Origin of the sequence: Rahnella ecdela, from assembly GCF_019049625.1 — a bacterium.
GTDB lineage: Bacteria > Pseudomonadota > Gammaproteobacteria > Enterobacterales > Enterobacteriaceae > Rahnella > Rahnella ecdela.
Genome location: NZ_JAFMOY010000125.1, coordinates 1 through 13,685, shown reverse-complemented (window position 1 = coordinate 13,685; position 13,685 = coordinate 1). Strand labels below are relative to the sequence as shown.

Genomic DNA, 13,685 nt, shown 5'->3' with positions numbered 1-13,685 from the left:
TAATATGATATAAACACGCATCATTTTAGGTTCGTCCACATTAGGGCGAACAGCAAACAACCCCATTCCTAAATAAAGGTACTTCGGTGAATATTCAGTCACTTCTTTCAGAAAAAGTCAGCCAGGCGCTGATCGCAGCAGGCGCATCTGCCGACAGCGAAGCGCAAGTCCGTCAGTCCGCCAAAGCGCAGTTCGGCGACTATCAGGCAAATGGCGTTATGTCCGTGGCAAAAAAACTCGGTATGCCGCCACGACAACTGGCAGAGAAAGTGGTTGAACTGTTAGATCTGAACGGTATCGCGAATAAAGTCGAAATCGCCGGTCCGGGATTCATCAACATTTTCCTCGATCCTGCGTTTGTGGGCGCACACGTAGACAGCGCGTTAAACGATGAAAAGCTGGGCATCGCGCCGGTTGAGCCGCAAACCATCGTCATCGATTATTCCGCGCCAAACGTGGCAAAAGAAATGCACGTCGGCCATATCCGTTCCACCATCATCGGCGACGCCGCGGTGCGCACCAATGAATTCCTCGGCCACAAAGTGATCCGTGCTAACCACGTCGGCGACTGGGGCACCCAGTTCGGCATGCTGATTGCCTATCTGGAAAAAGTGCAGAACGAAAATGCCGGCGATATGAACCTGGCGGATCTGGAAGAATTCTACCGTGCTGCGAAGAAAAACTACGACGAAGACGAAGCCTTCGCCGAGCGCGCACGTGGCTACGTGGTGAAACTGCAAGGCGGCGACGAATACTGCCTGCAAATGTGGCGCAAACTGGTCGACGTGACCATGAAGCAAAACCAGCTGACGTATAACCGTCTGAACGTGACCCTGACAGAAGATGATGTAATGGGTGAAAGCCTGTACAACAGCATGCTGCCGGGCATTGTTTCCGACCTGCAGGCCAAAGGTCTGGCAGTGGACAGTGAAGGCGCGGTTGTGGTTTATCTCGATGAATACAAAAACAAAGATGGCGACCCTATGGGCGTTATCATCCGTAAAAAAGATGGCGGCTATCTGTATACCACCACCGATATCGCCTGCGCCAAATATCGCTACGAAACACTCGGTGCCGACCGCGTGCTGTATTACATCGATTCCCGTCAGCACCAGCACCTGATGCAGGCATGGACTATCGCGCGTAAAGCCGGTTATGTGCCAGATTCGGTAGCGCTTGAACACCACATGTTCGGCATGATGCTGGGTAAAGACGGCAAGCCGTTCAAAACCCGTTCAGGCGGCACGGTGAAACTGTCTGACCTGCTGGATGAAGCCATTGATCGCGCGAGTAAACTCATCACCGAAAAAAATCCGGAAATGAAAGACGCCGCTGAACTGGATAAACTGGTGAATGCCGTCGGTATCGGTGCAATCAAATACGCTGACCTGTCCAAAAGCCGTACCACCGATTACGTGTTCGACTGGGACAACATGCTCGCGTTCGAAGGCAACACCGCGCCGTACATGCAATACGCTTATACCCGCGTGGCTTCCATCTTCAAACGTGCAGAAATCGACGTGAACAGCCTGACCCAGCCGGTTGTGCTGAGCGAAGAGCGCGAAGCTGCGCTGGCAACACGCTTGCTGCAATTCGAAGAAGTGCTGACCGTCGTCGCCCGCGAAGGCACGCCACACACCATGTGTGCGTATCTGTACGACGTAGCAGGCCTGTTCTCCAGCTTCTACGAACATTGCCCTATCCTGAACGCAGAAGACGAAACCAGCCGCAACAGCCGCCTGAAACTGGCACTGCTGACCCAGCGCACGCTGAAAACCGGTCTGGATACACTGGGTATCGAAACCGTAGAACGTATGTAATCCGCAGTATTCTGAAATTAAAAAAGGGCGCTCATGCGCCCTTTTGTGTTTCTTACATTCAAATCAATTAGTCTAACCGGCGGGCAAATTCCTTCACCCGGAATCCCAGCAGGCCGAGCACCGCAAAGTACGCCACCACGCCCACGGCGACGACCGCAGCCAGACGCGCCAGACGATATGCCATTCCGCCGACATCCCACGCTGGCATCACGTACATCATGCCAAGCAGAGCTGCGGACATCGCAATCACCGCCACAAACAGTTTTATCAGGAATGTTCTCCAACCCGGCTGCGGCTGGAAAATATCCTGCTTGCGCAGCTGCCAGTATAGCAGCGAAGCATTCAGACAAGCCGCCAGGCCAATCGACAGGGAAAGTCCCGCGTGTTTCAGCGGCCCGATAAAGGCCAGGTTCATCACCTGTGTCATCAGCAGTGTGATGATGGCAATTTTCACCGGCGTTTTGATGTCCTGACGGGAATAGAAGCCCGGCGCCAACACTTTCACGACGATAAGTCCCATCAGCCCGACGGAATAAGCGACCAGCGCACGTTGTGTCATCGAGGCATCGAACGCGCTGAATTTACCGTACTGGAACAATGCGACCGTCAGGGGTTTCGCCAGAATCCCCAGCGCAACAGAGCTTGGCAGCGCCAGCAGGAAACACAGACGCAGCCCCCAGTCCATCAGACGGTTATATTCGCCGTGATTACCGCTGGAGAAACTGCGCGCCAGAGACGGCAGCAGGATGGTTCCCAGCGCCACGCCCAGCACGCCGGAAGGAAATTCCATCAGACGATCCGCGTAATACATCCACGAAACAGAACCGGAGACCAGAAACGACGCGAAAATCGTGTTGATGATCAGTGAAATCTGGCTGACGGAAACGCCGAGAATAGCCGGTCCCATCTGGCGCATCACACGCCACACACCGGCATCTTTCAGATTCAGGCGCGGCAGCACCAGCATCCCGATTTTCTTCAGATGTGGTAACTGATAGCCGAGTTGCAGCACACCACCGGCGACCACCGCCCAGGCCAGTGCCAGCACCGGCGGGTGGAAATATGGCGCAGCAAACAACGCAAAACCGATCATGCTGACATTCAGGAAAGTCGGTGCAAATGCCGGTATCGAGAAACGGTTCCAGGTGTTGAGAATTGCCCCGACCAGGGATGCCAGTGAAATCAGCAAGATATACGGAAAAGTGATACGCAGCAGCGAACTGGTAAGCGCGAATTTATCCGGTGAATCGACAAAGCCCGGCGCAGTAATATAAATCACCCACGGCGCGGCAATCATACCGAGTACGGTCACAATCGCCAGAACCAGCGTCAGTAACCCTGAAACGTAAGCAATAAAGGTTCGGGTGGCTTCCTCCCCCTGCTGTGTTTTGTACTCAGCCAGAATCGGTACGAATGCCTGAGAAAATGCGCCTTCAGCAAAAATACGGCGCAGCAGATTGGGAAGTTTAAACGCCACAAAAAAGGCGTCGGTGACCATTCCGGCGCCAAATACGCGGGCCACAATGGCATCGCGGGCAAAACCTAATACACGTGAAAACATCGTCATGGAACTGACGGCTGCCAAAGATTTAAGTAGATTCATGTCACTTTTCTTGTTTACCGGTTAGCTGATAAATGAGTCAGTTAAACAACCACGCCTGCATCAGCAGGCGTGAGAGATGAACCGGCATGGCTCAAAGATGCGCTTAGTCTACGCATCCGCCATGCAATAGCCACCGGCAGTTGTTATATGTTGTTATAGATTGTTAACCGCACCATTCCGCGCGGCTTTCCCTAAGAACTCAGTCTAAGAATTCAGAATTCTCTCGATCATTGCCTGCGCATAAATCGCCTGCTCACCGCTGGTTTCCGGCGCGGTCTGGTTACTCACACAATCGACAAAGTGTTCAATGGCACCCACGAATCCGCGCTGCGCCAGCGTGCTTTGCCAGCCCGGCACCGGCAGTTGCGTCAGAATATCCTGCTGCTCTTCGCGCCAGATTTGCATATTATCCAGCTGATAAACTCCGCCATCGGTGACAGCCAGAATGCTCTCGCGTGACGTTCCCGCACGCCGATGCATCGACGTCGTTACCAGCGTTTCGCCACACAGGAAATGGTGTTCGCCGTAGAGCATCTGGTCTGCTTCGTTAATCTGCACCAGACCGCTTTCCAGGGTGGCATTGCCGCCCGCCAGCCACAGCGCGGTATCGACCACGTGCAGATAATCGTCCAGCAAAGTGAAACGCAGGTCGTTTGGCCCGACACTGTTTGTCCGGTGTTTATCCATGCGCAACGATGCCGCATCCTGCATATTCCCTTTAAGCTGGCGATAGAGCGGAGCGAAGCGACGGTTGAACCCGACCATCAGCGCTTTACCCGCCTTGTGTGCCTGTTCTACCAGTTGTTCGGCCTGACCGAGCTCTGCTGCCAGCGGTTTATCGACATACACATGCACGCCCTGCGCCAGCAAATGCCCGACCACTTCGAAATGGCTGGCGGTGCTGCTGTGAACGAAAACGGCATCACACTGCCCCGCCAGTTCATCGATACGTGAAAAACAGGGCATACGGTAACTGTCACAAACTGCCTGCGCTTTTTGCTGATTCGGGGAAAATCCGCCCACCAGCGTCCACTTTTCAGCATGACTCAGCACCGGCAGGTATGCCTTTTGCGCAATTCCGCCCAGCCCGATAACACCAATACGTAATTTACTCACAACCTGCTCCTTTTAATCGGCCAGATGCTGCAAAAGATTTTCCAGACGCTGCTTCAGTTCCGCAACTTCCGCTTCCAGCGTTTCCACTCGCGCTGCCAGACCGGCACTTTCGGGGGCGGCGCTGAACAAAGGTTCTTCAGCGGCACTGGCTACATTGCTGACTTCACCGCTGAACAGATGCATATAGCGGCTTTCACGTTTGCCCGGCTCGCGGGCCAGACGCACGCAGAACGGGCCGTCTTCACGATTCCCCAGTCCGGTCAGCGTTTGTTCTACTTCGGCAACGTCTGTGAAATCATGAAGACGGTTGGTGCGCGTGCGCAATTCACCCGGCGTCTGTGCGCCGCGCAGCAACAACGTGGTGACTACGGCAACTTCCTGCGGGGAAAATTTGAGATTGCCGAATTCAGAATTACAGAAGCGGTGCTCATACTTCATGGTGCGCGAACCGCTGAGGGTGCGGATGATGTGTTTGCGCAGCAGTAAATCCAGCGTCTGCTGCACCTCGCTTTCGCTCAGTTCCATCACCGGCTCGCGGTTAGTTTTCTGATTGCAGGCCGTGGTCAGGCCGTTGAGGGTCATCGGATATTGTTCTGGCGTGGTGAGCTGCTTTTCAAGCATACAGCCCACGACACGGGCCTCCCGGGCGCTGAGTTCGTGTTTCATACTGCTCTCCTTATCGGGACGGGGGTGTCCATTCTTGCCAGGTTAACGCCGTCAGTACGTGGTCCTGCCATTTGCCGTCGATCAGCAAATAGTCTTTCGCGTAGCCTTCGCGCTCAAATCCGAGACGCTCCAGCAACTGACCACTGCGTTTATTGTGCGGCATGTAATTGGCCATGATGCGGTGCATTTTTTGCTGACGTTGCATATAGCGGATTAGCGTTTGTAACGCTTCCAGCATCAGGCCTTTGCCCTGCCATTCCTGACCGAGCGAATACCCCAGGAAACAGGCGTGGAAAGAGCCACGCAGCACGTTGCTGAAATTCGCCACGCCCATCACCCGGTTTTCATCGGGGTCGAGCAAAATAAAATAATACGCGCTGCCCTGTTTTTGCATCTCGGTAATCAGGCCGAGACGCGCCTGCCATCCGGAGGGATAACAATGGCTTTCATCCCTGACCGGCTCCCAGGGTTTCAGAAACGCACGATTCTCGGCGTAGTATTCAGCCAGCCGGTGCGCATCACGGTCATGAACCAGGCGCAGAACCATCCGGTCAGTGGTAAGCCGCACCTTTGGCACGGCAGATTTGTAGCCAAACATCCCTTCCCTCCACATCCCGCATGGGTCGATAAATAGAATTTATAGGAAACGACAGATCATCGCTAATTCTGCCAGTCAGAACGCGGCTTGACGATAAAAAAATATTATCAATAGCGCCCTATCTAAATGCCTGTTTCCGGTTCAGACTGGAAGCGTCTTTTCTCCTTTCTGTATCTGCCGGACAGGATACAAATAATCGCTCATGGTGAAGCATGTCTCTGGTATCACAAGCTCGGAGCTTGGGTAAGTATTTTCTGTTATTAGACAACGCGCTGGTTATTTTAGGCTTTTTCGTGGTTTTTCCGTTGATCTCGATCCGATTTGTCGATCAGCTCGGCTGGGCGGCGATGGCCGTCGGTCTGGCACTTGGCGTTCGTCAGCTTACGCAACAGGGATTAGGCATTTTTGGCGGAGCGATTGCTGACCGGTTCGGCGCGAAACCGATGATCATCACCGGCATGTTATTACGTGCGGCAGGATTCGCCACGATGGCGATGGCGGATGAACCCTGGATATTAGTCTGCTCGTGTATCCTCTCCGGCCTTGGCGGCACGTTATTTGATCCGCCGCGCACTGCGCTGGTGATCAAACTGACCCGTCCGCATGAGCGCAGCCGCTTTTTCTCCCTGATGATGATGCAGGACAGCGCCGGTGCCGTGATTGGCGCGCTGATTGGCAGCTGGCTGCTGCAATATGATTTTCACTATGTCTGCTGGGCTGGTGCCGCTATTTTTTGTCTGGCCGCAGCCTCCAACGCCTGGCTGTTACCCGCTTACCGTATTTCCACTATGCGAACGCCGATGCGCGAAGGCATGATGCGGGTGCTGCGCGACCGCCGTTTTCTGGCTTATGTTCTGACACTCACCGGTTATTACATGCTGACCGTACAGGTCATGCTGATGCTGCCTATTGCCGTTAATGATGTCGCGGGCAGTCCGTCTGCAGTGAAATGGATGTACGCCATCGAAGCCGTGCTGTCACTGACGTTTCTCTATCCGATTGCCCGCTGGAGCGAAAAACGCTTCCGCCTTGAACAGCGCCTGATGTTTGGGTTGCTGATCATGACCCTCAGCCTGTTACCGGTCGGACTGGTCACCTCGATAAATCCGCTATTACTGTTGATCGGCTTCTTCTATATCGGCTCAATCATTGCCGAACCGGCGCGCGAAACCCTCAGCGCATCCCTGGCGGATTCCCGCGCACGCGGCAGTTATATGGGCTTCAGCCGTCTCGGACTGGCACTCGGCGGTGTGATCGGTTACACCGGCGGCGGCTGGATGTACGACACGGGCCGTGCTTTGCAACTGCCGCAGTTACCCTGGTTTCTGCTCGCCGTCGTCGGCTTCATCACCCTCACCGGTTTGTACTGGCAATTCAATCTGCGCCGCATCGAACCGGCCATGCTCAGCGGCCGCTGATCTCAATTTAATCCTCTTATGCAGACCGCGTTCTCACGAACGCGGTTTGATCTCCACCCCTAAATTACCCATACTGAATCTTATAGTTAGATAAAATCCGAACCTACATCCGGCAGTTTTCATGCACCCTACAGGTCACCGCCGGCGATAACAGGAGCCACGAACTATGAGACTTTACGTTTACGAACATTGCCCTTTCTGCGTGAAAGCACGCATGATCTTCGGTCTGAAGAACATCCCGGTTGAGATTAAAGTACTGCTCAATGACGACGAAAAGACGCCAATTTCGATGGTGGGCAAAAAGATGGTGCCTATCCTGCAAAAAGCCGATGGCGGCTTCATGCCTGAGAGCATGGATATCGTGCATTACATTGATAAAAGTGACGGCAAGCCGCTGCTGACCGGTCCGCTGAATGCGTCGATTGCCACCTGGCTGCGTCATGTTTCTGAATACACCGGACGTCTGCTGCTGCCACGTTTTGCCGCCGCACCGCTGGAAGAATTCTCCACGCCGCAAGCGCGTAAGTATTTCTCCGATAAAAAACAGGCCGCCAGCGGCAGTTTTGCGGAACATCTGCAACATTCCGAAGGGCTGGTGAAGAAAATCAGTCAGGATTTACGAGCGCTAGACAAGCTTATCGTTGAGCCGAATGCGGTGAATGGCGAGCTTTCTGAAGATGATATTAATCTGTGGCCGCTTCTGCGTTCGCTGACAATTGTACAAGGCATTGACTGGCCTTCGCGTGTACAGGCCTATCGCGACAATATGGCCAAACAAACGCAGGTCAATCTCTTCACCCGTCTGGCAAGTTAAGCCCGTCAGCGTTATCTGCCGGAAGTGCGCTTCCGGCAATTTTCCCTTTTCTTCCCTTCCTCCGGCACTTAGGCTAATCAGCGTTGTCTGATTGGAGCCTGTCCGTTTAGCGGTCATGCTGACAAAATAGCATTTACGTAATGAGGGAAGAATGACAAAGCGATTTCTGGGTGCCGCAGTACTGATGTGCGCCAGTTTACTGGCCGGTTGTAACCAGCTGACGCAATACACAATCAGCGAGCAACAGGTCAACGATTACCTGCAGAAAAACAACAACTTCGAGAAGCAACTCGGCGTTCCGGGGTTAGTTGATGCAAAACTGGTTCTGTCCAATCTCAGCAGCCAGATTGGACGCGCAGAACCGGGTGTCGTGACACTGACCGGTGATGCGCATGTCGATATCTCTTCATTGTTCGGCCCGCAAAAAGCCGATATGCGCCTGACCCTGAAAGCGCATCCGACCTATGACCGTGAGAAAGGTGCCATTTTCCTGCGTGATATGCAGGTGGTGGATTACACCATCAAGCCGGAAAAAATGGATAACGTGATGAAAGGCCTGATGCCTTATCTGAACAATTCACTGAATACCTATTTCAATCAGCGTCCGGCTTACGTGCTCAATGGCGATCACAGCAAAGGCGAGGCGATGGCTAAGAAACTGGCGAAAGGCATAGAAGTGAAACCGGGCGAACTGGTCATTCCGTTTACCGACTAACTTAAGTAAAAGATAACAATGAAAAAGCCCGGCGTGATTTCTCACCGCCGGGCTTTTTTACGTTCTGCCCCCAGGATTACTGGTCGTCTTCTTCAGCGTCATCCAGATCCGCTGGCAGCTGTTCTTCCAGTTCGTCGCGCATCGCCTGCAAAGCTTCGCGGCTGATTTCGGACAGCGTGCGGTAGAAACCGCTGGTGGCATGGGCCTCGACTTTACCGAGGAATTTTCCGCACCAGGGGAACAGGAATTCATCGAACAGCGTGATTTGCGCGCCGACTTCGTCTTCCTGCGACTGATCTTCCAGCCAGGAAGCCGCCAGCAACATGGCGCCAAAATGATCGGCAGGCGTTTCGCCCAACGGCATTCCGCGCTGTTGCAGGAAGGTGCGCACATCCATTTCGTTTGCGCCATCAACATAATCACTGCGGAATGGCGAAACTGCGCATTCTGAGCCGACAAACAGACGGTTAAATTCAGCAGCCAGCGCTTGTGGGTTAGCGCTCTCCTGCAAACGGACCAGCAATGCATCCTGTTCCAGCGGCCAGTGTTCGCGCAGTTTGCCGTCCTGAATCAGACCAAACAGCGGAACCAGTAACGGATCCTGCGGCTGACGGTAAAACAAGGTGCCCAGCACGCGGCAGACAATCGAAAATTCATTCATAACAGTAACCTGATCAGACAATGAAAAGGGTTAATCACCCGCAATTTGGTCGCGACAATGTCATAGTTCGCTTAATTCAGCAATGGGCGCGCGACCCCGTGCTTCGAGAAAATCGAGGAAACGGCGCGGGCTGACGTTAAGAATACGATCTTCCGGGAAATCAATTTCACGCAGAATACGTTCGCAGTGTTCAAAGCCGCCGAGCGAATAGGCGATATGCGAATCTGACCCCAGCGCCAGCCAGCCACCGGCTTCTTTCACCGCCAGCGCAATGGCACGACAATTAGGCTCGCTGCCCACGCGGGAGTGAATAAACGACGAGTTATTCAGCTCCAGCGCCACATTGTATTTTGCGGCAGCCGCTGCCACAGCCGGAATATCAATCGGGTATTTCGGGTTGCCGGGGTGAGAAATAATGTGCACTTCACCGCCCGCCATCGCCGCAATGACTGCGGAAGTATGGGTTTCTTTATCAACGGGCTGCATCACCGGCTCGTGGAAACCGGCAATGATCACGTCGATTTCTTTGAGCATCGGGCCGGTACAGTCGATGTCACCGTTAATGTTTTTGATGTTCGATTCAATGCCGCGCAGGATGCCGATTCCGTTCACCAGACGCGGCCAGACCCGCATATTCATAAAGTGCCAGTAGTGCGGCGCATCGGCCATATCAGGGCCATGATCGGTGATAGCAAACAGCTTAATGCCCTTTTCCGCTGCTTCATCAATGTAATCATGTAACGTGCTGTAGGCGTGCGTGCTGGCAACAGTATGCATATGTAAATCAACCGGGTACGGCATGGTGTCTCCTTGATGTATTCAGCTGCGGCAAAATAACCGCAGCATTTATAATGTTAGCAGATGAACGTCAGTAACCCCGACCGAGATCGACACGCCCTTTCGGCTCCCGCCCCGCTTCTATCGCCTGAATATTGCCGGCAATGCTGTCCATTGCTTCTTCCGGCAGCGTATCAGCAGCGACGTGCGGCGTAATGCTCACGCGCGGGTGCGACCAGAACGGGTGCATGCCCGGCAGCGGCTCTTCGACAAAAACGTCGAGCGCGGCAGCGGCAATCTGCCCGCTGTCCAGCGCGCGCAGTAAATCGCCTTCCACCAGATGTCCGCCACGGCCAAGGTTAATCAGATACGCATTATGCGAAAGATTTGTGAACAGTTGATGATTGAGGATCCCGGCGGTGTGCGGCGTATTCGGTAACAGGTTAATCAGCACCTTGCAGCCGCTGGCGAACGCCGCCAGCTGGTCGTCGCCATAGAAACTCTGCACGCCTTCCTGCGACTTTGCACTGCGACTCCAGCTGCGCACGGTAAACTGCATATCCACCAGCGCCTGCGCCACGCTGCTGCCGAGCACGCCTGCACCCAGAATACCAATGGTGAATTCACTGCGTGAATGCGGCGCCAGCGGCCGCCAGTGTTTCTGTTGCTGGAACAGCTGATATTCGTCCATCCGGCGGAAATATCGCAGCACGCTGGCCAGCGCATATTCCTGCATCTGTAAAGCCATGCCGGTATCTTCCAGCCGCAACAACGGCACACCAGCGGGCAAAGTGCCCGGCTGACGTTGTTCCTGCGTGAGAATGGCATCGACGCCCGCCCCGAGCGCGAAAATGCCTTTCAGCATCGTGCGCGGCGCGAGCATGGCGTACGGCGGCCGCCAGACCAGCGCGTAATCCGCCGGTTCATGATCATTGGCATTCCATACGCGCATATTGGCCTGCGGTAATCTTTTTGTTATTCCGTCAATCCAGGGCTTTGCATCAAATGTAGGGTGGTAAAAAATAATGTTCATCGGGGAAGCCTCCTGTGAACAGACAGATTTCCCTGAATATCATCGGGATGCAACCCTGAGGCGTAAAAAAGAATTAGCCCCGCAGAACGGGGCTTATGAAGTGACTGACTGAAACAGTGAATATGTCAGGCCATCGCAGGCTCGCGGCGGATCATCCGGCGCAGCAGCGGAATGAGAATGAGCAGGACGACACCGGTCGCAACAGACCCCCAGCCCAGCGCGTTAAACACCTGACTGTATCCCGGATTGGTCAGCACCGGCGTACTGCCGGCATTTTGCGGCATCAGCCCGGAAATGTAGCTTGCCAGCACCGACGCCACGCCGGTCACCATCATCCAGCAGCCCATCATCACGCCCTGATAACGCGCCGGAGCCAGTTTACCGATCATCGCGTATCCAATCGGGGAAATCAGCAGCTCACCGATACTTTGCAGCAGATAACTGATGGCAATCCATTTGAACGCCACCAGTCCGTCGCCGCCCGCCAGATGGATACCGAGCGGCAGAACCAGCATACCCAGCCCCATGCAGAACAGGGAGGCGGAGAACTGCGCAGGAATATCAATGTTCCAGCCGCGCTGACGCAGACGGTTAAACCACAACGCCATCAGCGGACCGCCGATCACGATCACAATGGTATTAATGTTCTGGATCCACTGCGGCGCCACACGGATACCGTACACATTCAGGTTGATGTTATTTTCGGAGAACAGCATCAGGCCCATGGGTGCGAGCTGGTACAGCATCCAGAACACCAGCGAGCCCAGCGCCAGCAGCAGGTAGGCTTTCATCCTGCGACGCTCATCGGCGTTACGATGGCGGAACGTAACCAGCGTCATCAGCGCAAAAATCACAATCCCCAGAGCCACCACGAAGTAACTGCTGAATTCAGCGTGTGTGAGCAACATGCGGATAACCGGCACCAGCACAATCAGGATAGCAATACCGACGGCCATACGGCGCAGCATCTGGCTGCGGCTGGCTTCTTTAAGCGGCGTACTGATATCGGCCAGAATTGACCAGCGGGAAAGTGTCACCACAATCGCCGCGACATTACCCAGCGTGGCGAACAGGAACAGTGCGCGGTAGTTTTCACTCAGCTGGAAATAACCGGCGACGGCGAAACCAATAAAGAAGCCGAGGTTCATCCCGGCGTAATTCCACAGGAACGCCGATTCACGACGATCATCGTCCGGCGCAAAGCGTTGTGTCAGCATCATGTTCAGGCAGGTGACATTCAGTCCGCTGCCGGTCAGGAACATTGCCAGCCCCCAGTACAAACCGGTTATGCCTTCCATCGCAATCAGTGCGCAGCCAAACACCTGCAACACCATGCCGAGCACGAACAGGTTTCGGTTGCTGAGAAAGCGTCCGCCCAGATAGCCGCCGAACATATGCAGCCCGTAGTTGAACGCGCCGAAAACGCCCATGATGGCGTTGGCGTTATCTTCACTGAAGCCAAGTTTTTTGGTGGCGTAAAGCACCAGCGTGGAATACAGCACCGCAAAGCCGAGCGTTGCGAATGTCTGAACGAAGAATAGTGTGCCTGCGCCGGCAGGAATCGCCGTCCGGTGCTGCGACGCGGTCGCGTTATTTGACTGACTCAAGAATAACCCCTGTCTTTATTTGATAAACAAACTCTGCTTCAATCGGTGACTTGTACAGTTCTTATGCGAAGCATTTTTTAAGAGTGCATTGTTATACCGCTACCACAGATGATTACCACAACATATCTTGCTATTTCGCCGTAACAAAAAGTGTTTGCGGGTTAATTGCGCTTCTATGCAGAAACACTAATTACTTATTCATTTTGATAAGTAATTTTAATCACGCCCTGCAACCAGATAGCCACTGCTCATCCTTACGGCACTATTTGCTCTTTAAATCATCAGATTGCTCTAAGTTTGGCTAAACGGTACGGAACTTGCAAAAAGAGTGTTGACGCTGAGGCGACTTTTCCCTACATTAGCGCCGGTCAGCAGCACTGCGGTGCGGCGGACGACTGGAGAGGTGTCTGAGTGGCTGAAGGAGCACGCCTGGAAAGTGTGTATATGAGCAATCGTATCGAGGGTTCGAACCCCTCTCTCTCCACCACATTAAACAAAAAAGGTTCTGATGAAAATCAGGACCTTTTTTGTTTTGGGCGTTTTAAAACGCCGGCAGCCGTTCAATTATCCCCGCTGACCAGAGTCTGAACGCCTGACACAAAACGCCGAAAATTTTCTTGACCCTTCGTGACCGCATCCCTATAGTAGCGCCCCGTTGCAACGCTCGCGCTGTAACGAACACGGTGAGGTGTCTGAGTGGCTGAAGGAGCACGCCTGGAAAGTGTGTATACGAGAAATCGTATCGAGGGTTCGAACCCCTCTCTCACCGCCAAATTAATGAAAAAGGTCCTGATGAAAATCAGGACCTTTTTCTTTTGGTGTCGCCACTAATCCCCCTCCTCTGCGAAGGGGAGGGT

At 53.9% G+C, this 13,685-nt stretch carries 13 protein-coding genes and 2 tRNA genes; 7 read left to right on the top strand and 8 right to left on the bottom strand.

Annotated features, from left to right (window positions below):
- Positions 1-86 precede the first annotated feature (86 nt).
- Positions 87-1,820 (top strand): arginine--tRNA ligase, encoded by a 1,734-nt coding sequence (argS, locus tag J1784_RS11725; RefSeq protein WP_217149363.1) that lies wholly within the window; start codon positions 87-89, stop codon positions 1,818-1,820.
- Positions 1,821-1,887: 67 nt separating this feature from the next.
- On the opposite strand, the gene murJ is transcribed toward argS, so the two are convergent.
- The 4 genes from murJ to rimJ all read right to left on the bottom strand — a co-directional run bounded on the left by murJ (position 1,888) and on the right by rimJ (position 5,803).
- Positions 1,888-3,423 (bottom strand): murein biosynthesis integral membrane protein MurJ, encoded by a 1,536-nt coding sequence (murJ, locus tag J1784_RS11720; protein ID WP_217149362.1) that lies wholly within the window; start codon positions 3,421-3,423, stop codon positions 1,888-1,890.
- Positions 3,424-3,627: 204 nt separating this feature from the next.
- On the bottom strand, positions 3,628-4,539 hold the full coding sequence (locus J1784_RS11715) for a Gfo/Idh/MocA family protein (protein WP_217149361.1): 912 nt from the start codon (positions 4,537-4,539) through the stop codon (positions 3,628-3,630).
- A 12-nt stretch (positions 4,540-4,551) separates the two neighbouring features.
- Positions 4,552-5,205, bottom strand: a complete 654-nt coding sequence (locus J1784_RS11710) for a YceH family protein (RefSeq protein WP_217149360.1) — start codon at positions 5,203-5,205, stop codon at positions 4,552-4,554.
- Positions 5,206-5,215: 10 nt separating this feature from the next.
- Entirely contained in the window at positions 5,216-5,803 is a 588-nt protein-coding gene (rimJ, locus tag J1784_RS11705) for a ribosomal protein S5-alanine N-acetyltransferase (RefSeq protein ID WP_217149359.1), read from the bottom strand.
- 212 nt (positions 5,804-6,015) lie between these two features.
- Here rimJ and mdtH point away from each other — a divergent pair, with 212 nt between their 5' ends.
- The 3 genes from mdtH to J1784_RS11690 all read left to right on the top strand — a co-directional run bounded on the left by mdtH (position 6,016) and on the right by J1784_RS11690 (position 8,750).
- Complete coding sequence (mdtH, locus tag J1784_RS11700; RefSeq protein ID WP_217149358.1) at positions 6,016-7,221, top strand: multidrug efflux MFS transporter MdtH; 1,206 nt, start codon at positions 6,016-6,018, stop codon at positions 7,219-7,221.
- Positions 7,222-7,387: 166 nt separating this feature from the next.
- Positions 7,388-8,035: a glutaredoxin 2 gene (gene grxB / locus J1784_RS11695; RefSeq protein WP_217149357.1), complete on the top strand. Its 648-nt coding sequence runs from the start codon at positions 7,388-7,390 to the stop codon at positions 8,033-8,035.
- A 151-nt stretch (positions 8,036-8,186) separates the two neighbouring features.
- Positions 8,187-8,750, top strand: a complete 564-nt coding sequence (locus tag J1784_RS11690) for a lipoprotein (RefSeq protein WP_217149356.1) — start codon at positions 8,187-8,189, stop codon at positions 8,748-8,750.
- A 76-nt stretch (positions 8,751-8,826) separates the two neighbouring features.
- Here J1784_RS11690 and J1784_RS11685 read toward each other — a convergent pair whose 3' ends face one another.
- The 4 genes from J1784_RS11685 to J1784_RS11670 all read right to left on the bottom strand — a co-directional run bounded on the left by J1784_RS11685 (position 8,827) and on the right by J1784_RS11670 (position 12,828).
- Entirely contained in the window at positions 8,827-9,411 is a 585-nt protein-coding gene (locus J1784_RS11685) for a TorD/DmsD family molecular chaperone (RefSeq protein ID WP_217149355.1), read from the bottom strand.
- 60 nt (positions 9,412-9,471) lie between these two features.
- Complete coding sequence (locus J1784_RS11680) at positions 9,472-10,212, bottom strand: phosphatase (protein WP_217149354.1); 741 nt, start codon at positions 10,210-10,212, stop codon at positions 9,472-9,474.
- 67 nt (positions 10,213-10,279) lie between these two features.
- Entirely contained in the window at positions 10,280-11,221 is a 942-nt protein-coding gene (gene ghrA / locus J1784_RS11675) for a glyoxylate/hydroxypyruvate reductase GhrA (RefSeq protein ID WP_217149353.1), read from the bottom strand.
- Positions 11,222-11,346: 125 nt separating this feature from the next.
- Positions 11,347-12,828, bottom strand: a complete 1,482-nt coding sequence (locus J1784_RS11670; RefSeq protein ID WP_217149352.1) for a peptide MFS transporter — start codon at positions 12,826-12,828, stop codon at positions 11,347-11,349.
- 397 nt (positions 12,829-13,225) lie between these two features.
- On the opposite strand from J1784_RS11670, the gene J1784_RS11665 reads away from it, so the two are divergent.
- The 3 genes from J1784_RS11665 to J1784_RS11655 all read left to right on the top strand — a co-directional run bounded on the left by J1784_RS11665 (position 13,226) and on the right by J1784_RS11655 (position 13,600).
- Positions 13,226-13,315, top strand: a tRNA-Ser gene (locus J1784_RS11665).
- Positions 13,273-13,416, top strand: coding sequence for a hypothetical protein (locus J1784_RS11660; RefSeq protein WP_217149351.1), 144 nt, complete (start codon positions 13,273-13,275; stop codon positions 13,414-13,416). Before J1784_RS11665 ends, J1784_RS11660 begins: the two co-directional genes overlap by 43 nt.
- Before the next feature lie 94 nt (positions 13,417-13,510).
- A tRNA-Ser gene (locus J1784_RS11655) sits at positions 13,511-13,600 on the top strand.
- Positions 13,601-13,685 lie beyond the last annotated feature (85 nt).